General features: G+C 55.4%; 21 protein-coding genes. 4 read left to right on the forward strand and 17 right to left on the reverse strand.

Annotated elements, in window-relative coordinates:
* Positions 1 to 632, forward strand: a 632-nt coding sequence (locus ACR0K9_RS18655; protein WP_480825418.1) for a transposase, incomplete at its 5' end; no start/stop codon positions are given.
* A gap of 305 nt (positions 633 to 937) precedes the next feature.
* On the opposite strand, the gene ACR0K9_RS18660 is transcribed toward ACR0K9_RS18655, so the two are convergent.
* The 8 genes from ACR0K9_RS18660 to ACR0K9_RS18695 all read right to left on the reverse strand — a co-directional run bounded on the left by ACR0K9_RS18660 (position 938) and on the right by ACR0K9_RS18695 (position 11,455).
* Entirely contained in the window at positions 938 to 2,443 is a 1,506-nt protein-coding gene (locus tag ACR0K9_RS18660) for a M81 family metallopeptidase (protein WP_480825420.1), read from the reverse strand.
* The gene (locus ACR0K9_RS18665) at positions 2,440 to 4,089 is read right to left on the reverse strand and encodes an amidohydrolase (protein WP_480825422.1); all 1,650 of its coding nucleotides are present in this window, start codon (positions 4,087 to 4,089) and stop codon (positions 2,440 to 2,442) included. The genes ACR0K9_RS18660 and ACR0K9_RS18665 overlap by 4 nt, the downstream gene beginning before the upstream one ends.
* Positions 4,090 to 4,100: 11 nt before the next feature.
* Complete coding sequence (locus ACR0K9_RS18670) at positions 4,101 to 5,024, reverse strand: oligopeptide/dipeptide ABC transporter ATP-binding protein (protein ID WP_480825424.1); 924 nt, start codon at positions 5,022 to 5,024, stop codon at positions 4,101 to 4,103.
* Positions 5,021 to 6,001, reverse strand: coding sequence for an ABC transporter ATP-binding protein (locus tag ACR0K9_RS18675; protein WP_480825426.1), 981 nt, complete (start codon positions 5,999 to 6,001; stop codon positions 5,021 to 5,023). The genes ACR0K9_RS18670 and ACR0K9_RS18675 overlap by 4 nt, the downstream gene beginning before the upstream one ends.
* Positions 5,998 to 6,855: an ABC transporter permease gene (locus ACR0K9_RS18680; RefSeq protein WP_170362625.1), complete on the reverse strand. Its 858-nt coding sequence runs from the start codon at positions 6,853 to 6,855 to the stop codon at positions 5,998 to 6,000. The genes ACR0K9_RS18675 and ACR0K9_RS18680 overlap by 4 nt, the downstream gene beginning before the upstream one ends.
* Positions 6,856 to 6,866: 11 nt before the next feature.
* On the reverse strand, positions 6,867 to 7,805 hold the full coding sequence (locus ACR0K9_RS18685) for an ABC transporter permease (protein WP_170745545.1): 939 nt from the start codon (positions 7,803 to 7,805) through the stop codon (positions 6,867 to 6,869).
* Positions 7,806 to 7,891: 86 nt separating this feature from the next.
* Positions 7,892 to 9,457 carry an ABC transporter substrate-binding protein gene (locus ACR0K9_RS18690; RefSeq protein ID WP_480825428.1) on the reverse strand — a complete coding sequence of 522 codons (1,566 nt, stop codon included), beginning with the start codon at positions 9,455 to 9,457 and terminating at the stop codon, positions 7,892 to 7,894.
* Between the two features lie 21 nt (positions 9,458 to 9,478).
* Positions 9,479 to 11,455 (reverse strand): CocE/NonD family hydrolase, encoded by a 1,977-nt coding sequence (locus tag ACR0K9_RS18695; protein WP_480825430.1) that lies wholly within the window; start codon positions 11,453 to 11,455, stop codon positions 9,479 to 9,481.
* A 129-nt stretch (positions 11,456 to 11,584) separates the two neighbouring features.
* On the opposite strand from ACR0K9_RS18695, the gene ACR0K9_RS18700 reads away from it, so the two are divergent.
* Positions 11,585 to 12,346 (forward strand): helix-turn-helix transcriptional regulator, encoded by a 762-nt coding sequence (locus ACR0K9_RS18700; protein WP_480825432.1) that lies wholly within the window; start codon positions 11,585 to 11,587, stop codon positions 12,344 to 12,346.
* 590 nt (positions 12,347 to 12,936) lie between these two features.
* Here ACR0K9_RS18700 and ACR0K9_RS18705 read toward each other — a convergent pair.
* The gene (locus ACR0K9_RS18705) at positions 12,937 to 13,926 is read right to left on the reverse strand and encodes a nuclear transport factor 2 family protein (RefSeq protein WP_480825434.1); all 990 of its coding nucleotides are present in this window, start codon (positions 13,924 to 13,926) and stop codon (positions 12,937 to 12,939) included.
* A gap of 449 nt (positions 13,927 to 14,375) precedes the next feature.
* Here ACR0K9_RS18705 and ACR0K9_RS18710 point away from each other — a divergent pair, with 449 nt between their 5' ends.
* Positions 14,376 to 15,386, forward strand: coding sequence for a carbohydrate kinase family protein (locus ACR0K9_RS18710; RefSeq protein ID WP_480825436.1), 1,011 nt, complete (start codon positions 14,376 to 14,378; stop codon positions 15,384 to 15,386).
* A gap of 412 nt (positions 15,387 to 15,798) precedes the next feature.
* Here the strand turns inward: ACR0K9_RS18710 and ACR0K9_RS18715 are convergent, their stop codons facing one another.
* From ACR0K9_RS18715 to ACR0K9_RS18745, 7 genes are all read right to left on the reverse strand, one after another.
* Entirely contained in the window at positions 15,799 to 17,310 is a 1,512-nt protein-coding gene (locus tag ACR0K9_RS18715) for a mannitol dehydrogenase family protein (RefSeq protein WP_480825438.1), read from the reverse strand.
* Positions 17,310 to 18,083 carry an L-iditol 2-dehydrogenase gene (locus ACR0K9_RS18720; protein WP_480825440.1) on the reverse strand — a complete coding sequence of 258 codons (774 nt, stop codon included), beginning with the start codon at positions 18,081 to 18,083 and terminating at the stop codon, positions 17,310 to 17,312. The genes ACR0K9_RS18715 and ACR0K9_RS18720 overlap by 1 nt, the downstream gene beginning before the upstream one ends.
* Entirely contained in the window at positions 18,080 to 19,084 is a 1,005-nt protein-coding gene (locus ACR0K9_RS18725; protein ID WP_480825441.1) for an ABC transporter ATP-binding protein, read from the reverse strand. Before ACR0K9_RS18725 ends, ACR0K9_RS18720 begins: the two co-directional genes overlap by 4 nt.
* 12 nt (positions 19,085 to 19,096) lie before the next feature.
* Entirely contained in the window at positions 19,097 to 19,927 is an 831-nt protein-coding gene (locus tag ACR0K9_RS18730) for a carbohydrate ABC transporter permease (protein WP_480825443.1), read from the reverse strand.
* Positions 19,928 to 19,939: 12 nt separating this feature from the next.
* On the reverse strand, positions 19,940 to 20,806 hold the full coding sequence (locus tag ACR0K9_RS18735; protein WP_480825445.1) for a carbohydrate ABC transporter permease: 867 nt from the start codon (positions 20,804 to 20,806) through the stop codon (positions 19,940 to 19,942).
* A 106-nt stretch (positions 20,807 to 20,912) separates the two neighbouring features.
* Positions 20,913 to 22,217, reverse strand: coding sequence for an ABC transporter substrate-binding protein (locus ACR0K9_RS18740; protein ID WP_480825447.1), 1,305 nt, complete (start codon positions 22,215 to 22,217; stop codon positions 20,913 to 20,915).
* 95 nt (positions 22,218 to 22,312) lie between these two features.
* A complete protein-coding gene (locus ACR0K9_RS18745) occupies positions 22,313 to 23,338 on the reverse strand; it encodes a LacI family DNA-binding transcriptional regulator (protein ID WP_480825449.1) in 1,026 nt (341 codons plus the stop codon).
* Positions 23,339 to 23,458: 120 nt separating this feature from the next.
* On the opposite strand from ACR0K9_RS18745, the gene xylB reads away from it, so the two are divergent.
* Positions 23,459 to 24,916 (forward strand): xylulokinase, encoded by a 1,458-nt coding sequence (gene xylB, locus ACR0K9_RS18750; protein ID WP_480825451.1) that lies wholly within the window; start codon positions 23,459 to 23,461, stop codon positions 24,914 to 24,916.
* 231 nt (positions 24,917 to 25,147) lie between these two features.
* On the opposite strand, the gene ACR0K9_RS18755 is transcribed toward xylB, so the two are convergent.
* Positions 25,148 to 25,777 (reverse strand): IS6 family transposase, encoded by a 630-nt coding sequence (locus ACR0K9_RS18755; protein WP_480825507.1) that lies wholly within the window; start codon positions 25,775 to 25,777, stop codon positions 25,148 to 25,150.
* Positions 25,778 to 25,801: the final 24 nt, after the last annotated feature.

A 25,801-nucleotide genomic window follows, 5' to 3' on the forward strand; every position in this document is an offset into this window, starting at 1 on the left:
CAACCAAGACCATGCTGGACCGGGTAGAGGACAAGTTCGATCTGCATCCCGAACGCCTGATCGCGGACACCGCCTACGGAACCGGGCCGCTGCTGGGTTGGCTTGTAGATCGCAAAATCGCCCCGCACATTCCGGTCTTCGACAAGTCCGGGCGCAACGATGGCACCTGGACACGGGCGGATTTCGAGTGGGATGCAGAGAACGACCAGTACATTTGTCCTGAGGGCCAGGAACTCAAGCAGTTCCGCCGCAACTATTCTGACCCAAACCGAGGCCCAACCGGCAAGGGTACGGCCCGCTACCGCGCCCTGAAAGACGTTTGCCAAGTCTGTCCATCCAAAGCCAAATGCTGCCCGAACGCCGATGCCCGCAAGATCACCCGTGAGGAGCACGAAGACGCCCGTCAGGTCGCGCGCGACATCGCCAAGACCCGCCAGTACGACATATCGATGAAGCTCAGAAAGAAGGTCGAGATGCTCTTCGCCCATCTCAAGCGCATTCTCGGGTTGGGCCGCCTCCGACTACGTGGACCATGTGGCGCAAATGACGAATTCCTCCTCGCTGCCACCGCCCAGAACCTCCGCAAACTGGCAAAGATCTTTCATGCGCCGCAGCAAACGCGAAAAGCCTGATAAGAAAGGCGCTCGCCTTCAGTTCAGATGGTCACTTTCTGCGTCAGCAACACGTTGTTTTTCCACAGAATCGGCGGGTAGCAGCCGTTCGCTGCACTCGCGTAAGAATTAAAATCCGACGTCAAAAGCTGACATTCAGATCATTGGAATTAGAAGCAGTTTGCCGTAACGCCTCAACACGGCTTCGAGCAGCACCTTCCTTTCTAGTTACCCTCTCAATCAAGCCACAGAATTGAAACCTCCCGATCACATGCCCGTTCTCATTGGTCAGCCGGAGAATGAGTAGTTCCGAATTCAATAGACCTTCATGTGTGTCGGCTTGTGGAAGCACTGCAAGTGTTGGGCAGCCGTCTGGTGGCACAAGTGTAAGGGATTTTTTTGAGGTCGCAGAGAAAAACGCCTGGAGAAGAAACCGCAAATACATCTCCTGCTATAGGTTCAAAATCTGCCCGGAAATGTGCGGTACTCTTAACGCAAATCACTGAATAACTCTCAGGGTTAAGGCCGATATGAGTAAAATGTGCACGATCCAGACATTGATTGCGTAGGCTTGTGACAACAAGATCGATTTCGGCCTCTTGTCCAACCAAACGTAGCGCCGCGGTCTTGCCAAGCGTTGCGACACCACCCCCATACATTTCTCCGGTATAGCGGCAAGTGCCGTCACCCAAAGCCAGGACTTTAAACTCTGCTATGACTGGAATCTGGCCAGCCAAATCGAACTTTGCGCCAATTGCCAATTCGACCAAGGCGCCTTCTCCAACCTCATGGGCTTGCTTTGCGCTTTCAGGATCATGGAACAAACCCATCAAGACATTCTTTGTCCCACCGTCAATCAGTGCTGCCAACAGTCCCGTGGTATCAGACGCCCCGCCTGCACCGGCGTTGTCCTGAACATCTGCGAGAACAATAGGTTTCTTCCACCTTTGACGACATGTCGAAACGGCTTCCTCCAGAGACAGCATCGAGCAATCGAGATCAGCTTCGCGGGACAAAAACAAGTTCACGATTTCTTCGGCGGCAGCTGCGGCTTTCTCGGCTTTGGATGCGTAGACAACGCAAGACGGGCCGGTGTCGGGGAAGTCCGCCGCTGTGAAACCAAGAGCAATTTCGGCCAGGACCTCCTGCTGTTCAAATCTTGCCGGCAATTGATAGATTTCGTTGAACGGTACAGAACCTGTATGTTGCGCATGCAGGGGGATGAGATAAGGCACCGGTAAGAATGACTTGTTCAGCTTTTCGCCTTCTAACAAGCGCTGCAGAACCGGAACGCAACGTGCACCCGTTTCCGCCATGTCCAAATGAGGATAGGTTCTAAAAATCGACAAATAGTCGGCGTAATCAACCATTTCAGCAGAAATGTTGGCGTGCAGGTCCAAACTTGCGACCACCGGAGTATTGGAGCCCACGATTTCTCGTACGCGACGTAATATCTCTCCTTCACCATCAGCAAAGCTTTCAGTGACCATTGCCCCATGGAGGTCAAGATAAACGCCGTCTATGTGGCCCGCATCTCTGAGCCCGTCCAACAACATTCCGCAAATCGTTTCAAAAGCATGATCGGTCACTTGTGCGGACGGCTCGGCAGCGCACCACAGGATTGGCACGACTTCAAACCCTTCTGCTACTGCGGTCTTGGCAAAACCTGCGATCGGAAGGTTCATGCCAGTTGTTTCCGAAACCACCTGCGTTCCATGCAACATACCGGGCCAGGAATCCGCCATTTCAAATTCGTGTAGACCGGCTTTCGTCACACCAAAACAATTGGTTTCATGCTGAAACCCTGCGATCGCAATACGCATTGTCGTCATTCTGTGTGCTCAATTTCTTGTTCGGCCTGCGTTGCAGCAAAAACACTTTGACCATAGCGGATGGTTTCAAGCACAGAAGTTTCTATCAGGCGGTCCGGATCGTGGAGTGGATTGCGCGAAAGGACCACGAAGTCAGCAACTTTCCCCGGTTCGATAGATCCGCGCTGGTCTTCCTTGAATACCTGCCAAGCCGCGTCGATTGTCTGGGCACGCAGAGCCGATAGAACGCTGATCTTCTGATCCTCGCCGAGGACGCGGCCCGAAACGGATTTCCGACTTACCGCACAATGAGCCAGGTGGATCGGACGTGTCGGCGTGACCGAAGCATCGTTGTGGATCGTATATCGCACGCCATACCGTTCTGCTGACGCTGCCGGCGATATTCGCTCGGACCGTTCTGGCCCAAGGAAGGTGTCGTGGTGACGGTCCCCCCAAAAATAGACATGAGCCGAGAAGAAGCTGACAGTAAGGCCAAGCCGAGCCATACGCTCTAACTGGTCATCCCGAAGGGCCTGACCGTGAATAATGGTGTGACGGTGATCCTGGCGTGGATGCGCAATAAGCGCCTTTTCCACCGCATCGATGAACATCTCCGCGCCGGCATCGCCATTGCAATGGCAGTGAGTCTGGAAACCTTGGCTATGGAGTTTGCTTACGTCGGCATCCAACTGCTCTTGCGAGGTGTAAGTCATCCCGCAAGGATGGTCCGGATTGGCTGGTTGGTAATATGGGGCAGACAGAAACGCAGTCTGCAGCTGAAAGGCCCCGTCCGTAAACAATTTGCGCGGACCCAGAGTGAAGTGCGGGTTCCCCGGCCATTCAGCATCAATCCAATGCGAGGATAATTCTGGTTCCAGACTGCCGACAGGTAAGAGCTCTATGTCAATTCCCGGGTCCTGATCCGCAGGCAGGCTGGCGAAGTGATCCAACATGGTTTGCGACGCCCAGGCATTTTGGGCGTAGGTCACCCCATGAGACAGGTATTCGTCGCGACAGGCGTCAAAGCCTTGCCAGAACCTTTCGCGGTCGATCAGGAAATCCGTGTCGCCCATCTCACCCATGGCCGAAAGTCCTTCAATCAATCCGGTCAGAGCCCCAGTTTCCGGATCACGGCCAAAACGGCCGCCCTCCGGATCAGGTGTTTGGCGGTTTATTCCGCGCTTCTCAAGCGCAAGAGAATTGGCCACGCCATTGTGACCCGACGCATGAATAACCCAAATCGGATGGTGTTGTGATACATCGTCCAGTTCGGCCCGCGTGGGCATGCGGCCTTCCAGAATAGATGTATTGTCAAAGGACACCCCCATGACCCATTCACCTTCGGGCGTTAATTTGGCCTTCTCCCGAAGCCTGTCCAGCGCCTGTGCCATTTGCCTGCAGTCCCCTAAAGGAGGCGAAGACAGGTCGACACGGAACAGCCGGATAAACCCAGGATCTGGAAAATGCCCGTGTGGATCGATAAATGCGGGCATCAGAGTACGACCCTGAAGATTGTACTCCTGAGAATCCGCGGTCATGCGTGCGCGCAGATCAGCCTCGGCACCCACTGCCTGAATTCTGCTTCCTTCGGTCAAAACAGCCTCTGGTGAAGAGTTCTGCGCATGCATCGTTAGGATTGTGCCGTTAAAATAGAGTGTGCTTGGCATTGAATTTCCTACTAAGACAGTGGTGCCAGACAACGCAGCCCGTGGCCGTCGTCCACCTCCCATTCCGGGGTCTGGGTGCAGATGTCCTTGGCAAAAGGACAGCGTTCGCGGAACTCACACCCGGAAGGGCGCTTGAGCAAGCTGGGGGGTTCCCCTTTGAGGGCAATCCGTTCCAATCGCGCATCCGGATCGGGCTCTGGGTTGGCACTCAGAAGGCAGCGCGTGTAGGGATGGCGCGGGTCGTTGAAGATCGTCTCGGTTGTGCCTTCCTCGACCAGACGGCCCAGATACATGATGCCCATTCTGTCGGCCACGTGGCGCACGACGCTGAGGTTATGAGTGATGATAACCATCGCCAAGCCCAGCCTTTCACGAAGATCGTTGAGCAGGTTCAGCAACTCACCCTGTACCGATACATCAAGACCAGCAGTTGGTTCATCCGCGAGGATCAGCTTGGGTTCCAACGCCAACGCGCGAGCTACACCCACGCGCCGTGCCTGGCCGCCAGATAGCTGATATGGATAACGATCAGCAAAATGCTTGGGCAAGTTCACCATTTCCAACAGGCGCTTAGCCTCTGCATCCAGATCACGGTCCTTCATGCCCTGAATGCGATAGGGTTCGGTGATCAGGCTGCGGATCGTCAGGCGTGGTGAAAGGCTTCCGACCGGATCCTGAAACATCATTGCCATGTCTTTGCGCAACGGACGCATGACACTTTCCGGGGCGCCACGAATTTCCTGACCCTCAAATGTGACCGAGCCGTCTTGCGCAGGCGCAAGACCGGCAATGGCGCGAATAACTGTCGTTTTGCCAGAGCCACTTTCACCGACCAGCGCGTAGGTCTGACCTGGTTCTACGGTAAAGCTGACACCCGCCAGAACATTGACTGGTCCATAACTGGTTTTAAGGTCCACGACGTTCAGCAAGCTCATGTTGTGACCTCCTCGTGGTTCAGCCAGCAAGCGGCGTGATGGCCTTCTTTCAACTGATCCAGCGGCGGCACTTCGGTGGCACAGCGCCCCAAGGCTTGATCACATCGGTCTCTGAAAATGCAGCCCTGCGGCAGGTTGGCCAGATCGGGCACTTCGCCTGGAATAGTTGGCAAAACGCGGGCGCGCTCTTTGATGTGACCGGGGTCACATTCGATCAGTCGACGCGTGTAGGGGTGTTTGGGATTGTGGAAAATCTCACGCACCTCTCCGCTTTCGACAACCGCACCGGCATACATCACCACCACCCGGTCGCAGAGCTCTGCAATCACGCCCAGATGGTGCGAAATGAACAGGATGGCACAGTGAAACTCGCGCTGCAGCTCTTGCAGGCGCTCGATGATCTGCACCTCAAGTGTCGCGTCCAATGCCGTGGTCGGCTCATCAGCGATCAAAAGATCAGGCTCTGACATTAAAGCCATCGCGATTGCGATCCGCTGGCGCATTCCGCCCGAGAACTCATGCGGATACTGTTTCAGACGCGCCTCGGGATCGGGAATACCAACAGCACCCAGCATTTTGGCCGCGTGGGCCAGCTTATCAGCCTTTGACTGCTTGGAGCGGTGTTGAATGTCCAGCATCTGCTGCCCGATAGTTAGAACCGGATTATGCGTTTGCATCGGATCCTGAAAGACAATGGAAATGTCTGCCCCGCGCAGGTCTCGCATCTGGCGCTCGGAAGCCTGCAACAAGTCCTGCCCTTTGAACCGAACCTCTCCCTCGCGGAACCGCGTATTGGGTGCGGTCAAACGCAGGATGGATGAAATCAAGGTGGATTTACCGCAACCAGATTCCCCTACTATGCCAACAATTTCACCCCTATTGACGTTGAATGTGATGTCCCTCAAGGCTTTGAGGTCGCCACGGCCTGTTTCGTAGTCGACGCTAAGGTGGTCGATTTCCAGAAGTGTATCGGTCATCGCTGTTTCCTCAGTTTCGGGTCAACTACATCGCGCAGGCTTTCGCCCAGGAACGTAAATCCAAGTGTTGCCAGAATGATCGGCAGGCCTCCGCCAACTACCAGCCAAGGCGTTTGTCGGATCAGAGAATAGCCGTCCTTGAGCAAAGCTCCCCAACTGGGTGTAGGAGGTTTGACCCCCAGACCCAGAAAGGACAGACCTGCCTCCAGCGCGATGACCGTGGGGATATCCATGGCTGCCAGCACAGCCAGAACGCCGATGATGTTCGGCAGCATATGCACACCCAGAATGCGCGCCATGCTGGCCCCCATCGACCGCTCGGCCAAAATAAATTCGGAGTTGCGCAGCGTCAGCGTCTGGGTTCGCGCCACGCGCCCATAGGTTGGGATCGAGGTCGCCATGACCACGAACACCACCGTCTGAAGGCTTGGCCCAACCAGAGCAACAACGGCCAGTGCGAACATCACTGTCGGAAAGGATCGAATGGTATCGAAAAACAGCATCAGAAGATTGTCGAGCCATTTCGGCCCGTACCCGGCTATCATGCCCAGCGTCAGGCCAATCGCCATTGCGCCGAACACGGCGGGCAATGCCACCTTGAGCGCAACCTGACCGCCTGCAATCACCCGCGAAAATGTATCGCGCCCCAGTTGGTCGGTCCCCAGAAGGTGTGCTGCGGATGGTCCTTGCATGCGCGATTTAATATCCATGGCAATCGGGTCGTAGGGCACGATCCAAGCCGCGAATATCGCGCAGAACACGATGATGCCGACGATGATCAAGCCCATTAGGCCAAGTGGGTCACGGGCGACCCCGACTATAATCTGACCCAATTCGGAACGAGATTTTTCCATCACTTTTCCCCTCAATGAGCCGTACGTGCACGTGGATCGAGCAACGCGTTGATCAAATCTGCCAACGCGGTCGAAACCACAAACAACGCGGTGGATATGAGGACTGAGCCCATCACAATTGGGTAGTTTCGGGTCGTAATGCTATCGATAACTAATTTACCCAGACCCGGCCGGGCAAAGACGATTTCGGCAAAGACGGCCGAGCTGAGAAGAAAGCCCATCCCGACCCCGATCACGGTAACCACTGGCAGAATGGCGATACGTAAGGCGTAAACCATGACGACGCGGCGTTCGGCGATACCAAATGCCCGGGCGGTGCGTACGTGGCTTTCGCCCATGACCTCTAGCATCGAAGCCCGCACCAGCCGGGCAATATAGCCGACCCAACTGAGCCCGATGGCAAAGGCGGGAAGAACCAGATGGTTTAGGCGATCCCAAAAGCCTTCTCCTGCCCCGATGGCGGGAAACCATTGCAGATGCACGGCGAAAATCAAAAGCGCCAAGAGCGCGACAACAAAGGCCGGAGCAGCGACAAAGCTGACAGATACCGCAGCGGCGATCCGATCAATCACAGTATTGGGATGCGCGGCCGCATAGGCACCAAGCGCAATTCCCAAGCTTGCGGACCACAAGATCGACGCAAAAATCAGTTCCAGAGTGAATGGCAATTGCTGGAAAACAATCTCAGTCACGGAACGGCCCGAGAAGACATCGGTTCCAAGGTCACCCTGAAGAAGGTTCCCATAGAAGATCAAAAGCTGTTTCCAGATCGGTTGATCAAGCCCCAGCGCCGCGGTGAGTTGGGCCTGAAGCTCGGGCGTGGCACGCGGGCCCAGCATGATCTGGACCGGATCGCCTGGCACGGCGCGGATCATCAGGAACATGACGGTGACCGCCACAAACAGGATGAGCAGCGACAGCCCGAAGCGACGGGTTGCAAAATTCAGCATGGCCAACTGGCTCCTTGTGGCTTGGTGGCGTTGGTTTTGGTACGGCGAGCGTCACGCGCCCGCCGTACCCGGTCGACCTGGCGAGTTCAGGTCGCCTTGCCGAAATAGCGAAGCAAGGACAGGCCATCCGGTCGCAGCGCAGGAATGACACGAGCACTGTGAATAACCGGCGTCGCCTCGTGGGTGATAAAGCGATAGGCGCCGCTCTCTTCCATCAGATCTTGCGCGCGCTGGTACATTTCTGCCCGCTTTGCAACGTCCGTTTCTGCGGCCGCGGTTTCATGAATTTCATTGAATTCAGGGCTGTTGAAGCGTTCCCAGTTCCATTTGCCAATCTGTTCGGGCGTGAACCACGACGTCGCATAATACGGGTCTGGGGTCATCGAATAGCGGTTCAGAACAAGCTGCAGGTTCTCGTTGTCGCCAGATGCCCAGAACGCCCCGGATTCCAGAACGTTCACTTCAACCGTGATCCCGATCTGTGCCAACGTCGCCTGAATGATCTGTGCAGTTGTTGTGAATGTCGTCTTGTTCAGCGTATCCAGGGTCAGCGTGACGTTGGTTTCACCAGATTCCGCAAGCAGCTGCGCGGCTTTCTCAAAATTCGCCTCCGGTGGCACAAGCGAAGAAGGTCGATGGCCGGCAAGGCCTGGTGCAATGATACCTGTTGATGGTTCAGCAGCACCAAAATATGCGGCCTCCAGAATGCTGGGTACATCAACTGCGTGCTGAATTGCCTGTCGTAGTTTCTGATTTTGTAGCTTCGGATGCTCGACGTTCATGCCCATCCAAACATAGTAGAGCGAGGGTTTCTCAACCAACGATCCACCATTTGGAACTTCGGCACGATATCGCTCGACCGAGCCCAGAGACACGCGGGTTACATCCAGTTCACCCGCCTCGAACGCGATCTCGGCGGTGTTTTCGTCGTCGATCGGATAGATTTCGACGGTATCCCAAGTGGGTGCATCCCCTTTCCAGTCGGGATTGCGCTTGAGAACCGTCTTTTCCTTGGGTGACCAACTGTCCCGGAGGTAGGGGCCGGACTCTGCCACCGGATCAGCGCCGATCCGGCCGCCGGCGGCTTCGACCGCTGCTTTTGAGACGATGTTTCCAGTAATGTAAGGCAGGGCAATCGACCAAATCGGCGCGAACGGCTTATTCAGTACAATCGTCCCTTCGCGTTCACCGGTCACGTCAACATGGCTGAAGGGACCCAGGTCGGGTTTGTTCGGACTATCGGTCGCGTCATCCACGATCCGTTCCATGCTGAATTTGACGTCCTCGGCACTCATGGCGCCAAACCCGTTGGTGAATCCGATATCGTCACGCAACGCGAACTTGATATGGGTCGGATCAGCCTGTTCGATCATCGTCGCAGCATCCAACTGCCAGCCCCATTCCTCGCCAGGCTTGTACTGGATCAGCTTGTTATAGATGGAGGCGTGTACCTCTTCTTCGACAACACCAACGGAATGGGCCGGATCCATGTTCTGCGCATCACCATAAGCCCGCACCCGCAGAACACCGTCATCTGCCGCAAATGCGCGGTTCGCCCATCCCATCGGAAGCGCTGTGGCCGCCCCAAGCGCGGTCGCGCCTTTCAAAAACTTCCTGCGACCAACATTGGCCTTTGTCCATTCGATCTTCATGGTTTCCTCCCTTGGATTAAGTCAGAGAAGTCCGCGTGGAACGGTTTCGGACCATTCCTTCGTCAGAACTTCGGTTTCATCGGCGCCTTCGGTGGCGCGTAGTCTGCGGTAGAGATAGAAATTCTGCGTGTCGCAACTCATGCGGCATTCGGTCGAGATAGCGACCTGCCAATCCGCCCGCTCAAAGGTAAAATTCCAGGCAGTCTCGAAACGTGCAGTCGCCGGATCATCGGGATGGATACCGTAGTGCATTCGCACATCGCTGCCGACAATCAGATCGTGGTAGGGATCCTGCGTTTTACCGTAGTCATCAAAGGTCTCCAGCACCATCCGGCCATCTTCAGTCATAGAATGCTCGGATTGCGCCGCAGTCGAACGCAATAGCTCGGCGGCTAGAACCGGATAATCCTGCGCCGGACCAGGTTCAGAGGCTTGTATTTCGTGCGTAACTTCGCGCACAGGCAGATGCAGGGTGCAATTCTGCAAGTGTAGTGTCACCTCTGCAGAATTCGGCGTCGGCCAGATGATCGGCCAGTAGGATGTCGACACGGCCAGCCGTAATACATGCCCCACACGCAAGCGATGCGCACATTCATTCAGGGCAATCTCAGCCTCGTAAACCTCCCCCGGCTGCAAGATTTCAGGCGTTTCGTGACTCTGGTAATGGCAGAGGTTCAGCGACCGATAGCTGATGCGTTGCGAAACACCGCCCGGCGACACATCGCACAATCGAGCAACAAGCTGGGCGACAGGCTGATCCACCGAAAACTGAAACTTCAGTTTAGCGCGCCCCAGCAACTCCAGCGGCGCTTGCACTGGTGCGCTGTCAAAACAGAGCGACAAGGCGTCATCGCTGGACTGATCTCCGGGAAGCTCGTTGTCAATCCGCATGCCAGCACAGAAATACCCGCTTTGTAGACCAACATGGCAAGGCGACGCGATAGCTAGGGAGCCAGGGCCTGGGCTTTGGGAAAATCCGCCGGGTGCTAAATACCAAATCTGTTCCTGTACGTGCGGTGACGGCCAGCTAGCTTCCGCAATCCAACGACCTTGCCGAGGGCCATTTTGCGGTGTCGGATTAAAATGTTCCTGCATGTATGTCCGATAGACAGGCAGGTCCTCTGCACCATTTTCTTGCCCTTTTAACCAGCGATCAAACCAACCGATCACTTCGGAATGGAAATCCGCAGGATCAAGTTTCGAGATATGAGGATACCGATGTTCCCATGGTCCGATGACGGCCTTGCTTGGTGCTCTCATGTTTGCAGCCAAAGCGGGTGGAGCATTGACATAAGCGTCTGCCCAGCCTGTGATCGCCAAAACAGGAACCTGAATGGCAGACCAATCCTCGCAAACAGAGCCATGCCTCCAATAGGAGTCACGGGTTTGGTGACGCAACCAATCTGCGGCAGAGAACGGGACGTTTTGCAGGCGTGCCAGCCAATCCTCTCGCCAATCTGCACGTAGGTCCGGATCGGCAGGGCGCGTCAGATACGCAAACATCTGGCTACCCCAGTTCACGTTGTCACTCAGCAGGCACCCGCCCATAAAATGGATGTCATCCGCATAGCGATCCACGGTCGAGGCGACGCTGATAACAGCCTTCAAAGCCGGTGGTCGGCGAAAAGCCAGTTGCAAGCCGTTAAATCCGCCCCACGATATTCCGATCATTCCGACATGGCCGTCACACCAATCCTGCGCGGCGATCCAGGCTATGACTTCCTCGCCATCACGCAGTTCCTGCTCGGAGTATTCGTCGTCGAATATCCCTTCGCTGTCCCCGGTGCCGGCTATATCGACTCGGATGCAGGCATACTCCGCTTCAGCAAACACTATGTGTGTTGTTTCATCTCGAGGCGCCGTTCCGTCGCGTTTGCGATAGGGCAGATATTCCAGAATGGCCGGTGCAGGGCCCGTTTCGGGTAACCAGAGTCGCGCAGCAAGCCTCCGTCCATCCGAGAGTGTGATCCATGTGTTTTCGATGGTTTGAATTGGCATCTGGAGGCTTGTCTGTTTCGAGCTGATGCCGAAGAAGAAACCAATTTGCAGTGAAAACAAATTGTGCGAACTTGTGCGAATTGACGCTATCTGTTGTGATATAGCGTCAAAACGCGAAAGGTTTTACCTGTGACAGAGAATTTTTCCACAAACCTAAAGTCGTTATGTGCAGAACACGGGAGCATTTCGCAGATTTGTCGTGATATCGGCGTCAACAGACAGCAATTCAATCGCTACCTGAATGGCTCTAGCCTGCCTTCAGCCCACAACATGCGCCGAATTGCGCGTCACTTCGATCTGACAGAAGCAGAGCTGTTCGCTGAAACTGCGAGCTTCGAACGAATGCTAAAGGGTGTCCAGCCACAAGTTGGCAAAACGCCGACAGACGCATTTCTGGATCCGTTTAGAGGTCAACAGAAAAACCTGAGGCGTTACGTAGGTTTCTATCATTCATATTTCTGTACGCCATCTTGGGAAGGAAAGATCTTCTGTTCATTGATCCGCATTCAGGAAGTTGATGGGCTTTTCACCATTCGCTCCCGAGAAATTGCCACTTCACAAGATAAAAGCACGCACCAGATTTCACGTTACGCAGGGTTGGTGACAATGCGTGGCAACAGGATATTCGTGACCGAACACGAGCTCGCGCGCGAAGGCAGCGTAGCCAATACTATCTTGTACTCCGCACACCGCCAGCAGTTGAAATATCTGCGAGGGATGACCATGGGCGTCGCATGGCGCCCATACCCGCATCCCTATGCTGCCAAAACAATCTGGAAACGATTGCACGAGCGTGTAACTGCGCGCGAGGCTATTGCCGCTTGTGGCATCTACCCAATTCAAAGCAATAGGATCGATCCGACAATCAGGAAGCACCTAACCGAGGCTTGAAGCGTCGGATCGACATAAGCGGCGGTGCGGTTTCCTTGGTGCGATGTACAGTTCAAAGGCCGCATTTTCATCTAGGCATTGCGCAATCAACTTCGCAAACGTGCTGATGACATAACCTCATCACTGATGTTTGACTGGAATATTTGAGGCCTGGGATCAAAAATTCCAACTATTGCAAGACGGCTCTGTGGGCGCATTCGGACCAATGGAGACCTGGAATTCACTGTTGTTGAGAATGACCGGTCTAAAGACATCAGGTGCAACGCAACGATATTTGTGCTGCCCCTGCAAACCATTACTGCGTCAGCAATAGCCGCATGAGCAAAAGGCGGCTCCAGGTCGCAATCTACCAAACCGCAGGCATCGCGAATGCGCGTATGCGGCGAAAGTCCGGAAAGCGGGCTGCGACCGCAACATTGACGGGTTTCGATCAACGGCAGGAAAGGGCCGTTGACCAATTCGCGCTACAGGGTGCATGCTTCTTCTGCTCGGAGGTCTGCAATGTGCTCGAAGTCAAATTTCTGCGATTGCACAATTCTGGTCGTTCTGCACTTCAGGCGATAGTGATGAACCGATCATGGCTTCCGGTTTCAAGTGCGTTCAAGCCAGTTCAGTTTAAAAATCGTATGTTCCCCTTCCAGGCCTTTGAGCGGAACTGTTATTTGCTCGGCAAACTGGAACTCCTGTGACCCGCCTACCATGATCCGTGTTGCCTCCGAGACGCGTATATCACTGGGTGCTGCGAGGGCCGCTATACGTGCAGCCTTATTGACAACGGTCCCGAAGTGATCAGCATCGGACGTAATCACTTCGCCTGTGTGCAAGCCAATTCGGACCTGTAGCTTTGGCTCGTTGGTTTCCGCCGAGTTTGCCTGCTGGATATTCTGAGCTGCCAGAAGCGCTGCCCTTGCGGATGCAAAAGATGACATTACGCCGTCTCCCAGTGATTTCACTAAACGCCCACCGCTTTCAACAATCTGTGTTTCGACCAGTCGCAGATGTCTTCCGAGGGCGTCTGTCCAAAGTGTATCTCCTATAGCCTCAGCAATAGTCGTGCTATCCGCTATGTCAGTAAACATAATGGTCGCAATCCCACTTTGCCCGAGTTCGTAGGGTGTAGAGAGGGCGGCATCGAGCAACTCTTCAAAGCCTCTGGCCTCGTATCCGAAGCCTTCGACGTTGTTGACCGGAATGGAATTGTGAACGTGCACGATCTTCCAGGAACCTTTTTCGAGTTTCAGAATGACTGTAGAGCGCAGATGCGCGGACTGCCCTGTCTCAATGCCATCAATCCTTGCTTCCCATTCCACCCAACCAAGTGATCCGCATTCAAATCCTCTCAGTTCCTTTGCGTTCCACCGGAATCGTGGGACCTCTCTGATGTATTGATCCATACCGCGACGCAGAGCATCACCTTTCCACGCCTCTCCTTGGGCTGAGCCGAAGTATGACAGTGCAGCATCGTCAGAAAATAGATGTGCCACTGTCTCACCATCGCCCCGGCCATAGGCGTTTATCCAACGTTCCACAATCGCTGCAAGTTCCGGGGAGGGGCTTATCGTATCTCTCATACCGGCCATGATAAGAACTTCGCGCCGTATCTCATAGGGTCTGATAAACTGAACTTAGTCACAGATGTCAAAATTGGTGGAGCCCTAGCTTTGGGGATAGCAAAACCTGATAACAGCCAGTGCATCGACGTTCGTCGTGATACCGATGCGCTGGTATCGCAAACGGGCCGTCGTCAGCGCCAGTGAGGCATTCGATTAAGACATTCACCACCCGCCATGCAAACTATGTTCAGCGGACGAAATGATTGGAATTTTGCTGAACGACTTTAAGGTTATTTGGTAAAGCTCGGTAGGCGCCCGTTTTAAGCCCAAAGCGACTGAAGCAGCGCTTGGTTGAAAAGATGATTGTGTGGTGGTCTCAGTCGACAGCAGGTTAATCAGTAGCCTGGTTCCAGAGTGCGCAGTCGAAAGAGGTCTGTTAATCTCACGGCGCATCATCTTTTATGTAGGAAAATTACGTGCTTAGTCCGATAAAGCCCGGAAATGAGAGACAAGGCATCGCATGCGCGGGAAATTGGATCCTAGACACGGTGCACAGAATTTCGCATTGGCCAGAAAAGTCAGGTCTGGCGCTTATTGAGAACCAGCATATCGACCTTGGCGGCGGACCGGCCAATGTTGCATTGGGTTTGAAAGCTATGGGCGTTTGTTACCCGGTGATCCCAATCGGGCTAATCGGCGCAGGAGCTATGGGCGACGAAGTCTTGCGTCTTTGCGCCGAGGCGCGGCTACCGGTGAACGGCCTGCAGCGAACAACACGGGCAACAACATCACAGACGCATGTAATGAACGTGCAGGGCGACAGCCGCACGTTCTTCCACCACCGTGGTGCGAACAGTTTGTTTGACGCTTCGTCGATAAAAATTGATGAGTTATCGGCCGCCGGAGTTAAGCTCTTTTATCTTGGTTATCTAACTTTGCTCGATAAGCTGGATGAGGTTCTGCCGGAGGGCAAAACCGGGGCCGCACTGGTTTTGTCCGACGCCAGAGCTGCGGGCATGCTAACCTGCGTTGACCTCGCATCTTTCAGATCCGGGGCATACAGAGACATCGTGTCAAAGACGCTTCCGGAAATCGATTTTCTGTTTGCGAATGAACTTGAAGCCGAGGAGGCGACAGGTATCAACCTGACGCAGAGAACTTATCCCAACGAAATGATGAAAGCGGCTCGCATCCTGAAGTCTGGCGGGGTCAACCGGGCTGTCATAATCCATAGCCCGACACAAATTGTATGTTGTGAGAACGAGGTTGAAATCGCTTTCGCACCGGACCCTATACCTGCGGAGCAAATAATCAGCCCGGTGGGCGCAGGTGACGCTTTCTGCTCTGGCGTTGTCCATGGAATCCACGAAGACTGGCCGATTGAGAGTTGCCTCAGACTTGGAGAGAGTGCCGCCGTCGCCTGCTTGTCCCGGCATACGGCCACTGATGGGTTAAAAACAATCTCGGTGCCGCAGACCCCACCATAGTGAAACCACTCGGACCGAAGGCAAGTTAGTGCGCTGAGCCGAACTTGATGTCGTCTGAACCGACCCTAGAACCTACCGAAACCGTCAGATGACCGGACTGAGCCTAAATTGTTGAATGCTGCGGAGCCGTCCGCATGCGATGCTCTGTAAGCCGAAATGACCAAACGCCCCAGTCAAGAGAACGATGAAAGACCCGCCATTCTCTGTGTTGCAGGATTTGGTGACAATGCGAGCATGTTTGAAGGTTTGGCTAACACACACCTTGCCAACAGCTATCGTCTGCTACCCATCAATCTTCCGGGGTTTGGCGCTCAAGCGCATTGTTTTAAGGCAGATTATCGTGAATGTGCGCTACAGTCCTTAAAGCAAAACCCAATGTGCGTCTCTGACTAATCGCGCATTGTATACGCGATTAGCGTGATATCGAGCCGTTCGCGACATATTCAGCTATGACTGCTCGGCTGCCAATCTGCCAGATCGCGCTCAGCCAAGAGGCGAAGGCTCTGGAAAAGTGTGTGCTCTGGCCGAAGTCTCCATAGTACTGGCGTTGTTCGAGCCAAATTTCAGGGTCGGCTTTGGACGCCAACGCTGTTGTTCGTAAGCTCTCCCATTGAGGGTCATTCGGGGCGATTTCTGAGCCATCTTCACGAACACCCGCACACATCCTGCACCAGAATGCTTCGGCCAGCGCGAGCCCGTTTGCGGAAAAACCGGACGCGAGTACATCACGCAGCGACGGCAGAATGAACCCCGGATGTCGTGCAGATCCGTCGAACGCGACCCTGCGCGTCGTATCGTGAATTGTATTGTTTGCAAAACGCCTCTTTACCAACCCAAGGTACTGTTTCGCTGTGATTCCGGGTACGGCTTCGACATGCGGCAGAATTTCTTCTGCCTGAACTTTTCTGAAAAACGCCAAGATGTCCGGGTCCTGCATACAATCTGAAATCGTCGGAACGCTCAGGATTTCCCCGACATTCGCAAGCAGTTGGTGCCCTCCGTTCAAAATGCGCAGTTTCATCGTCTCATAGCTGTGAACATTGTGGGTCAGCGTCACACCGACCTGTTCGAGTGGCGGTCGCCCGGCGCAGAAGTCATCCTCGATAACCCATTGGCGAAAGTTCTCGTGCGAGACCGGAGCGCGGTCGTCGACTCCAAGGGCAAGGCATTGTGACAACACTTGCTCAGTCGTCGCAGGTACTATGCAATCCACCATCGAGTTGGGGAATGCGCTGTTTTGGTCGATCCAGTCGGCCAGATCAGGGTCTGACGCGCGCGCCAAACCAACAACGCAGTTTCGCAGGATCGTACCGTTTCCCTGAAGGTTGTCGCAGCTGAGCGCAGTAAAGGGCCTGAGGCTGTTCGCCCGGCGCTGCTTTAGCGCCGATACAATGGCGCCAAAAGCCGTGCGGGGCTGGTTCGGATTCCTCGCATCATGGCGAATATCTTCGTGATCCGTATCGAAGGCCCCGGTGTTGGCATCCAGAAAATACCCGCCCTCGGTTACTGTCAGCGACACAATCCGGATGGATGGGTCAGCCATCTTACGGATCAGGGCAGCGTTGTTGTCCTCAATCGGCAGGTAGTCGATCATCGGGCCGATCACCTCGGCAGATATTCCTTGCGGGTCGAGTTCGATCAAGGTGGTCAGGCAGTCCTGCGCGAGCAGCCTCTCTCGCATCTCCGCGTCATAGTTTCGCATGCCCGCCCCGAGGATCGCCCAGTCATAGGCCAGACCCTGCTGCATCATCTGGTGGATGTACCAGGCCTGATGGGCGCGGTGGAAATTGCCCAGCCCGATATGGACGATCCCCGGCGCCAAGTCCGAGCGCGTATACGTCGGAGTCCTGACAGTTGCCGGCAGGTCAGAAAGACCATCGCGCCGCAGCCGCGTCGGAGAGTTTGCATCCGCCATTGGGTTCATCAGCTCATCCAGTTTCCGCCATCGACATTGTAAGTTTGGGCGACGATGTACTTGGCCTCATCCGAGGCCAGAAACACCGCCATTCCGGTCAGGTCATCGGCGCGGCCCATTCGGCCATAGGGGACAGCTGCTGCCACTTCGCGTTTTTTCTGGCCAGGGGGTTTGCCTTCGTGTTTTGCGAAAAACGCATCAACGCCGTCCCAATGTTCGCCATCGACAACACCGGGTGCGATCGCATTCACGTTGATCCCATGAGAGATGAGGTTCAATCCCGCCGATTGTGTCAGGGATATGATCGCGGCCTTGCTGGCGCAGTAAACGGCGACCAAAGGCTCGCCCCTGCGCCCGGCCTGCGACGCCATATTGATGATCCGGCCTTTGGTCCCGTGATCGATCATATGGCGCGCGACAGCCTGCATCACGAACAGAGCGCCTGCGACGTTGATTTCAAAGACGCGGTTGTAGTCAGCGCGCTCAATCTCGACAATTGGTGCGGCGGTGAAGATGGCCGCGTTATTGATCAGAATGTTGATGGAGCCGAAATGTGCAGCCGTTCTTGCAACTGCGTCATCTATGCTGCGTTGGCTGGTTACGTCCAATTCGACGGCCAAAGTAGCCTCACCGATCTCAGCAGCTTCGTCCTGCGCGCGCTCGATGTCGATATCGGCGATCACGACACGCGCACCCTCCGCCACATAGGCTTTGGCAAAGGACAATCCGATACCACGCGCGGCCCCGGTGATCAGAGCGGTTTTGCCAGCCAGACGTGTCATTCGACCCGCAAGCCATTTGCGTCAAACCGGTGGATTACGTCGGCACGCGGTGTCAGGTGGATACGGTCCCCGTGGCGGAACCCGACCTCGCCATCTGCGCGGACGGTGATCGTTTCGGCCAGACCGGTTTCATGGATATGGAAGAACGTGTCTGATCCGAGGTGTTCCGATACGCCAACTACGCCGGACCACGTGCCCTCGCTGTCGGACACAGTGATATGTTCGGGGCGCACACCGATCGTATGCGCGCCGTGTTTTGCGGCCTCTTCGCCCTCGATGAAATTCATTTTGGGGGAACCGATGAAACCGGCAACAAACAGGTTGCGCGGCGTTCGGTACAGCTCTAGCGGGCTGCCGACTTGTTCGATCACGCCAGCCTGAAGGACAACGATCTTGTCGGCCAAGGTCATGGCTTCGACTTGATCGTGGGTCACATAGATCATCGTGGTGGCCAGACGTTCGTGCAACTCGCTGATTTCCAGACGCATTCCGACCCGCAGCGCCGCGTCGAGGTTCGACAGCGGCTCATCAAACAGAAACGCTGCCGGTTCGCGGACGATAGCGCGCCCGATGGCGACTCGCTGGCGCTGGCCGCCCGAGAGCTGGCCCGGACGTCGATCCAGATAGTCGCTCAGGTTCAGAACGCTCGCCGCCCCTTCGACACGTCTGTCTATCTCGGCCTGATCCAGCTTCGCCATGCGCAGCGGAAACGCGATGTTCTTGCGCACGGTCATATGCGGATATAGCGCGTAGGACTGGAACACCATCGCCAATCCCCGCTTGGCAGGGGGCACGTCGGTTGCGTCCGACCCGTCAATGTCGATGGAACCGGTGGTGATATCCTCCAGCCCCGCAATCAGGCGCAACAGCGTGGACTTGCCGCAACCCGAAGGGCCGACGAAGACTGTGAATTCGCCGTCCTCGATCGTCAGGTCCAGCGGAGGGATAACCTGCACGTCGCCGAAGCTTTTGGTCACGGACTTCAGTTGAATACGTCCCATGTGTCGTGTTCCTTATTTCACAGCGCCGAAGGTCAGGCCGCGGACAAGTTGTTTCTGGCTGAACCAGCCAAGGATCAGGATTGGCGCGATTGCCATAGTCGAGGCCGCGCTGAGTTTGGCAAAGAACAGACCCTCGGGGCTAGAATAGCTGGCAATGAACGCGGTCAGCGGAGCAGCATCGACGGCGGTCAGGTTGAGGGTCCAGAACGCCTCGTTCCACGCCAGAATGAAGTTCAGCAAAACGGTCGAGGCGATGCCGGGAATGGCCATGGGGGTGAGGACGTAGAGGATTTCCTCTTTCAAGGTCGCTCCATCCATCCGCGCAGCTTCCAGAATTTCACCCGGAATTTCGCGGAAATATGTGTAGAGCATCCAGACGATGATCGGCAGGTTGATCAGCATCAATACCACGACCAGACCTCCGCGTGTGTCCAGCAGGCCCAGACGGATGAAAAGCAGGTAGATCGGGTAGAGAACGCCGACCGCAGGCAGCATCTTGGTGGACAGCATCCACAGCAGGATGTCCTTGGTCCGTTTCGAGGGCACGAAGGCCATCGCCCATGCTGCAGGCACTGCGATGATCACACCCAGAACGGTCGAGCCACCTGCGATTATGACAGAGTTCCACAGGAACCGCATGTAATCCGAGCGTTCCTGCACGATGGCATAGTTCTCAAGGGTCCAGTCGAAGTTCAGGAACAGCGGCGGGCTGGCGATGGCCTGCGCCTCGGTCTTGAAGCTGGTCAGGATGGTCCAGAGGATCGGGAAAAAGATCAGCAGACCAACGGCCCAGGCAAGGACGGTGTTCAGCGATTTGCGGCGGGTTGTGACGGCGCGGGCCATGGTCTTACCTCCTCACGCGTCCAGGTTCTTGCCGACGATGCGCATCAGGAAGATGGCAACAATATTGGCAAGGATGATAGCGTAGACACCTCCGGCTGATCCAAGGCCGACATTCTGGCTTTCCAGCACGCGCTGGAAGATCAGGTAGGTGAGTGTGCGGGTGCCGAACGCGCCGCCGGTGGTCACGAATATCTCGGCGAAGATCGACAACAAAAAGATCGTCTGGATCAGGATCACGATGGTGATCGCGCGGCTCAGATGCGGCAGGACGATGTGGTAAAAGCGTTTCAGAACTGGCGCGCCGTCCATCTCGGCCGCTTCCAGCTGTTCACTGTCCAGCGACTGGATCGCGGTCAGCAGGATCAATGTCGCAAAAGGCAACCACTGCCACGACACGATCATGATGATCGAGGTCATCGACGCCTCGGACAGCCATGAAATCGGTTCAGCACCGAAAAAGCGCCAGAGATGGGCCAACAGGCCGTTCACCGGGTCCATAAACATGTTCTTCCAAACCAGCGCTGACACGGTGGGCATGACAAAGAACGGCGCAATCACCAGGATTCGGACAACGCCCTGTCCCCACATGGGTTGATCCAGCAGCATCGCGAGCAGGATGCCCAGTACGACGGTGATCATCAGCACTCCACCAACGATCACCAAGGTGGCTTGCACGGCTGGCCAAAAGGAACTGGACGAGACGAACCGGACGTAGTTATCAAACCCGACCCAGCCCAAGTCGCCGCCGCGCAAAGGCAGGTATTTCTTAAAGGAAAAATACAGCGTCATCGTCAGAGGCACGAGCATCCAGCCAAGCAGCAGGACCACAGCGGGTGCCATCATCAGGCGAGCAACTGATCGGGAATGTTGGGTTGCCATGATGCAAGTCCTCTCTGTTCAGGCGCGAACCAGCCCGCGAGAAAAATACGGATTGTGGAAGGGTAGTGCGGGGGGCAATAGGCTGCCCTCCCACGGGGAGAAGACCTCAGTACCCTGCGGCTTCCATCTCTTCGGCAGTAAAGGCCTGCGCTTTCTCCAGAGCCTCTTCCACTGATTGTTGTCCGGCATAGACGGCCGAGAACTCCTGGCTCACCTGTGTCGCGATTCCTGCGAACTCCGGGATCGCTGCAAACTGGATGCCTACATAAGGCACCGGTTTTACCGTCGGGTTGTTCGGATCGGCCGAAAGGATCGAGTCCAGCGTCATCTTGGCGAATGGGACCTTCTGATACTCGGGGTTCTCATACAGCGAGGTGCGCGCACCCGGTGGAACATTGGCCCAACCTTCGTTTTCGGCAACCAGTTCGATGTAGTCCTTAGACGTAGCCCATTCGATGAACTGCTTGGCTGCATCTTCTTGCTGGGTGCCTGCGGGAATGGCCAGAGCCCAGGCCCAGAGCCAGTTCGAGCGCTTGTCAACACCCTCTGAGTTTGGAGCCAACGCAAAACCAACCTTATCCGCCACGGTCGAGTCATCGGGGTTGGTCACGAACGAGGCCGCAACGGTGGCGTCTATCCACATGCCGCACTTGCCTTGCTGAAACAGCGAGAGGTTCTCGTTGAAGCCATTGGTCGCGTAGCCTGCGGGTCCAGATTCAGTCATCATATCAACAAAGAAGGTCAGTGCCTCGTTCCATTCCGGCTGATCGAACTGAGGTTTCCAGTCTTCGTCAAACCAGCGCGCCCCAAAGGAATTTCCGGTCACGGTGATGAAGGCCCCGCCCTCGCCCCAACCAGCCTTGCCGCGCAAGCAGATGCCGTTGATGTCGTTGTCACGGTCCGTCATTGCCGCCGCGGCTTCCCGGATGAACTGCCAAGTCGGTGCTTCGGGCATTTCCAGACCGGCCTTTTCCATCAGGTCGGTGCGGTACATGATCATCGAGCTTTCACCATAAAACGGAGCCGCATAGAGCGTGTCTTCATGGCTGAGACCATTGCGCATCGCGGGCAGAATGTCGTCCACGTCATATTCAGCGGACATACCTTCCAATGGCACCAGCCAGCCATTTGCGCCCCAGATTGGCGTCTCGTACATGCCGATGGTCATTATGTCGAACTGCCCACCTTTGGTGGTGATGTCGGTGGTCACGCGCTGACGCAGCACGTTTTCTTCCAGCGTCACCCACTCGACATCGATCCCCGTCGCTTCGGTGAATTTGTCGGTATAGCCCTGCATCCGGATCATGTCGCCGTTGTTCACCGTGGCGATCGTGATGGTTTGCGCTTGGGCCGCGACCGTGGCGACGAATGTCAAAGCAGTCGCCGCACGAAGTGCGTGTTTCAAGTACATCCTTGTCCTCCCTGAGCTTGGATGCTGTGCAGAGAGCGTAGTTTGTAAGTTATCGCGCCGTCAATAAAAACTTTACGCGCGTCAAATATAATGGGCTATGCGGAATCCCTTAGAACAAGACGGGCAGGGAAAAGCGTTTCGGTTCGTGAGTCGAATTTCCCCCCGTTTTCAATGAGTTCAAACAAAGTTTCGACACTTCGTCCGGCAACGTTGTCGTAATCATGCGCAGCCGTGGTCAGAGACGGGCACGTGAATTTTGCGAACGGATGGTCGTCATTTGAGGCCACCCGCAGCGTGCAATCTTCTTTCCGGCCAACCCGAATCCCCTGTTCGTAGCAAGCCGCAAGAAAGCCAATTGCTAGCCGGTCATTGCTGCACAGAACAGAATTCGTCCTTAATCCACGCTCTTCCAGAACTTTCAGCGCACCCTTGTGCCCAATCTCTTCAAACGCCCATCCTTTTCCGTCGACTTTGATGATATGCGGCTCGAACCCGAGGCGCTCCATCATCTCAATATATGCCTTCCTTCTTTTGTTGGCGTTCGGGTTCGCAGGTGTGCGCATTTCAAAGAACGATGGGGGCTCGCCCGTCCGGGTCATGTATTCAACGGTCTGTGACACAAAACTGAAATTGTCCGACCCGATAAATGCGGCACCCAGCCCATCAAGGTTGCTGTCAAACAGAACCGTCGGCACATTGGCGCAGAACTTCTCGATCGCGGATTGGTCTGAAATCCGCCCCAATGGCGCCAACAAAACCCCGGCGGGTTTCATCGATTGCAGCCCGTCCAGAATTTCGTTCTCCAGCTTTTGCTCTCCGTGGGAACTGAACAAGGACGGGCGATAGCCTGCTGCGATACAGGATTGCTCAAGATACCGGGCGATCTCGGCAAAGAAGGGATCGGCCAGATAGGGCACGACGATGCCTATATTCTTGGTCAGCTTCCGGTTCTGATTCACAGCATAGATGTTCGGGCGGTAGTCAAAGCGTTCCAGCGCCTCTTCTATGCGAGCCCTTGTCGTTGGGCGAACACTGTCGGGGTCGTGGAAGTACTTGGACACCGTGGGCCGCGAGATACCGCTGAGGGCCGCGAACTCTTCCATGTTCTTAATTTTGGTCATGCCAGTCTGCCTGCGGATATTAGCCGTCTTGATCTTATCATATTTTTACATATTCTTTGCGCGCGCTAAAAAATCAAGAGCCAGACATGTTCCCGGCTTTTGAACAGGGCGGGGGGCTGAATGTATCTCGGGATCGATATAGGAACATCAGCGGTCAAACTTGTTTGTACTGATGCCGATCGAATTCTTGCGACGTCATCAGTGGGGATTAAGACGTCTTCGCCGCGGCCCGGTTGGTCCGAGCAGCATCCGGACCTCTGGTGGCAGGCAACACGCGACGCTTTGGGCCAACTTGCGGGGCAAACTGCACTGTCAGAGGTGGAGGCCATCGGGTTGTCCGGCCAGATGCACGGGGCTGTTTTGCTGAACCATAATCTGCGCCCGATCCGCCCGGCAATCCTGTGGAATGATAGCAGGGCGGCACGAGAGTGCGATGAACTGCGCGCGACCTTACCGCAGATTGGTCATATCGCGGGTGTCCTCCCTTTGCCGGGCTTCACCGCACCCAAGATTGCATGGCTAAAACAACATGAACCGAGGCAATATGCCAAACTTGCCCGTATCCTGCTGCCCAAGGACTACATTGGTTTACAGCTGCATGGGGAATTGGCAACCGATACATCCGATGCCGCCGGGACAATGTGGCTCGATCAGGCGTCGCGTAACTGGCACGCCGGTATTGCCGAAGCCACTGATGTAGCAGCGGATTGGTTGCCGCAAGTATTCGATGGCCACAGTGTCGTTGGGACTGTGACGGCGAAAGCGGCGGCTGAGACCGGATTGAAGACCGGCGTGCCTGTCGTTGCTGGCGGCGGAGATGCAGCAACAGGGGCAGTGTCTTTGGGTGCCACCGAACCGGGGCGCGGGTTCATCTCACTGGGGACTTCTGGTCAGCTGTTTGTGGCGGATCGAAGCTACAAGCCAAACCCCGAACGTTACGTGCATGCTTTTGCGCACACACTGCCCGGCCGTTGGTATCAAATGGCGGCGATGCTGAACGGAGCAAGGCCGATTTCATGGATCGGCGGTCAACTGGGGCTGTCTGCCGCCGAAGTTGTTGCGCATGCTGAAACGGTCAGCAGCGAACGCGTGCCCATTTTCCTACCCTATCTGACTGGTGAACGCAGCCCGCTCGGGGATCCGCATATCCGGGCTTGTTTCTTTGGCCTCGAGGATTCGACAACACGTGCAGACATTTGCCGTTCCGTGGTAGAGGCAATTGCCTTTTGTTTTGCCGATGCTGCACAGAGTTTCGGTGAAACGATAGATAATTTGCCGGAAATGGCCGCCATCGGAGGGGGCAGTCGATCAGATCTTTTGTTGGGCCTGATAGCAACCGTGACCGGGAAACCTATTGTGCGTTCGGAAGGGTCGGATTCCGGCCCGGCCTATGGCGCGGCACGGCTGGCGGCTTGTGGTTGCGGTGCCTTGAGCAAAGCCGATCTCGCACTTCAACCGCCAGCAACGGATAGGTTTGAGCCTGCTGACATGGAAGCGCTGTCCGAGCGCTTGGCGCGATTTCGCAGGCTTTACGCTGCAGTAAGTGCAGCGGACCAGTTGCCCTCGCGTTCCAGTTAGAAGCTACACCACCGGTTTTTCTCGCAGCGGGCGTATTGCATCTTCGGAGATCAGAAAACCCATGAATGCGCACAGTTTGGGCGGCAACCTTGCTCAAGCTCAGGTTTTTGATCAGTGGCATTGCGGATGTGTCGCAAACTTTTGCAACGAACATAGGCAGTCAACTACTGGACACACCTAACCTGCGATCTCAGCAAACATCCGAAAACCCGAGGTCGTATTGCTGGGGAATTACCGTTTCCGGATCATGTTGGCGACCTCGATGCCGTCCAGTGTAGCCGAGGCGGATCTGAACAATTTGAACCCACACATGTGCCGTACGCGTCGCTTAATAAATCGATGATCCTGTTCGATCAGGTTATTCAGATATTTGGACCTGACCGTTTGGATTTTGGCTGGGCAGCCGAACCGATTGAGGATTTTGTTCACCTCTCGAATGCCCGCTGCGTTGGCGCCACTTTTGTCAATGACAATCTTGCTCGGGATTCCATTAGAAGACAGAGCTTTGGCAAAGAACCTGGCTGCTGCTGGACGGTTCCTACGCTCAGACAGCATGAAATCAAGAGTATTCCCAGCTTTATCGACGGCCCGATAGAGGTACATCCATTTGCCGCGAACACGAATATAGGCCTCGTCCATGCGCCAGGAGCTCAGCGTTGGGCGTTTCTTCGATTGCGCTCTTGCTGCGATCATCGGTGAATACTTAACAACCCACCTGTTAAGTGTAGCGTGGTCCACCTGCACACCGCGCTCAGCCATGACCTCTTCAAGGTCACGATAGGACACTGTGTACCGCAGATAGAAGTAAACAGCGTACAAAACTGTATCCTTGGGGAAATGACTGCCCTTTAACGAGATCATGCTCAAAAAAACCTGTTCGAAATA

Source organism: Ruegeria sp. L12, assembly GCF_056531745.1.

Coding starts and splice junctions, on each gene's coding strand:
- ACR0K9_RS18665 (WP_480825422.1), bottom strand. CDS start 4,089: ATGCCAAGCACACTCTATTTTAACGGCACAATCCTAACGATGCATGCG.
- ACR0K9_RS18725 (WP_480825441.1), bottom strand. CDS start 19,084: ATGGGACGTATTCAACTGAAGTCCGTGACCAAAAGCTTCGGCGACGTG.
- ACR0K9_RS18690 (WP_480825428.1), bottom strand. CDS start 9,457: ATGAAGATCGAATGGACAAAGGCCAATGTTGGTCGCAGGAAGTTTTTG.
- ACR0K9_RS18715 (WP_480825438.1), bottom strand. CDS start 17,310: ATGAACCCAATGGCGGATGCAAACTCTCCGACGCGGCTGCGGCGCGAT.
- ACR0K9_RS18685 (WP_170745545.1), bottom strand. CDS start 7,805: ATGCTGAATTTTGCAACCCGTCGCTTCGGGCTGTCGCTGCTCATCCTG.
- ACR0K9_RS18730 (WP_480825443.1), bottom strand. CDS start 19,927: ATGGCCCGCGCCGTCACAACCCGCCGCAAATCGCTGAACACCGTCCTT.
- ACR0K9_RS18670 (WP_480825424.1), bottom strand. CDS start 5,024: ATGAGCTTGCTGAACGTCGTGGACCTTAAAACCAGTTATGGACCAGTC.
- ACR0K9_RS18705 (WP_480825434.1), bottom strand. CDS start 13,926: ATGGCCGGTATGAGAGATACGATAAGCCCCTCCCCGGAACTTGCAGCG.
- ACR0K9_RS18680 (WP_170362625.1), bottom strand. CDS start 6,855: ATGGAAAAATCTCGTTCCGAATTGGGTCAGATTATAGTCGGGGTCGCC.
- ACR0K9_RS18755 (WP_480825507.1), bottom strand. CDS start 25,777: ATGATCTCGTTAAAGGGCAGTCATTTCCCCAAGGATACAGTTTTGTAC.
- ACR0K9_RS18660 (WP_480825420.1), bottom strand. CDS start 2,443: ATGACGACAATGCGTATTGCGATCGCAGGGTTTCAGCATGAAACCAAT.
- ACR0K9_RS18735 (WP_480825445.1), bottom strand. CDS start 20,806: ATGGCAACCCAACATTCCCGATCAGTTGCTCGCCTGATGATGGCACCC.
- xylB (WP_480825451.1), top strand. CDS start 23,459: ATGTATCTCGGGATCGATATAGGAACATCAGCGGTCAAACTTGTTTGT.
- ACR0K9_RS18695 (WP_480825430.1), bottom strand. CDS start 11,455: ATGCCAATTCAAACCATCGAAAACACATGGATCACACTCTCGGATGGA.
- ACR0K9_RS18720 (WP_480825440.1), bottom strand. CDS start 18,083: ATGACACGTCTGGCTGGCAAAACCGCTCTGATCACCGGGGCCGCGCGT.
- ACR0K9_RS18740 (WP_480825447.1), bottom strand. CDS start 22,217: ATGTACTTGAAACACGCACTTCGTGCGGCGACTGCTTTGACATTCGTC.
- ACR0K9_RS18675 (WP_480825426.1), bottom strand. CDS start 6,001: ATGACCGATACACTTCTGGAAATCGACCACCTTAGCGTCGACTACGAA.
- ACR0K9_RS18745 (WP_480825449.1), bottom strand. CDS start 23,338: ATGACCAAAATTAAGAACATGGAAGAGTTCGCGGCCCTCAGCGGTATC.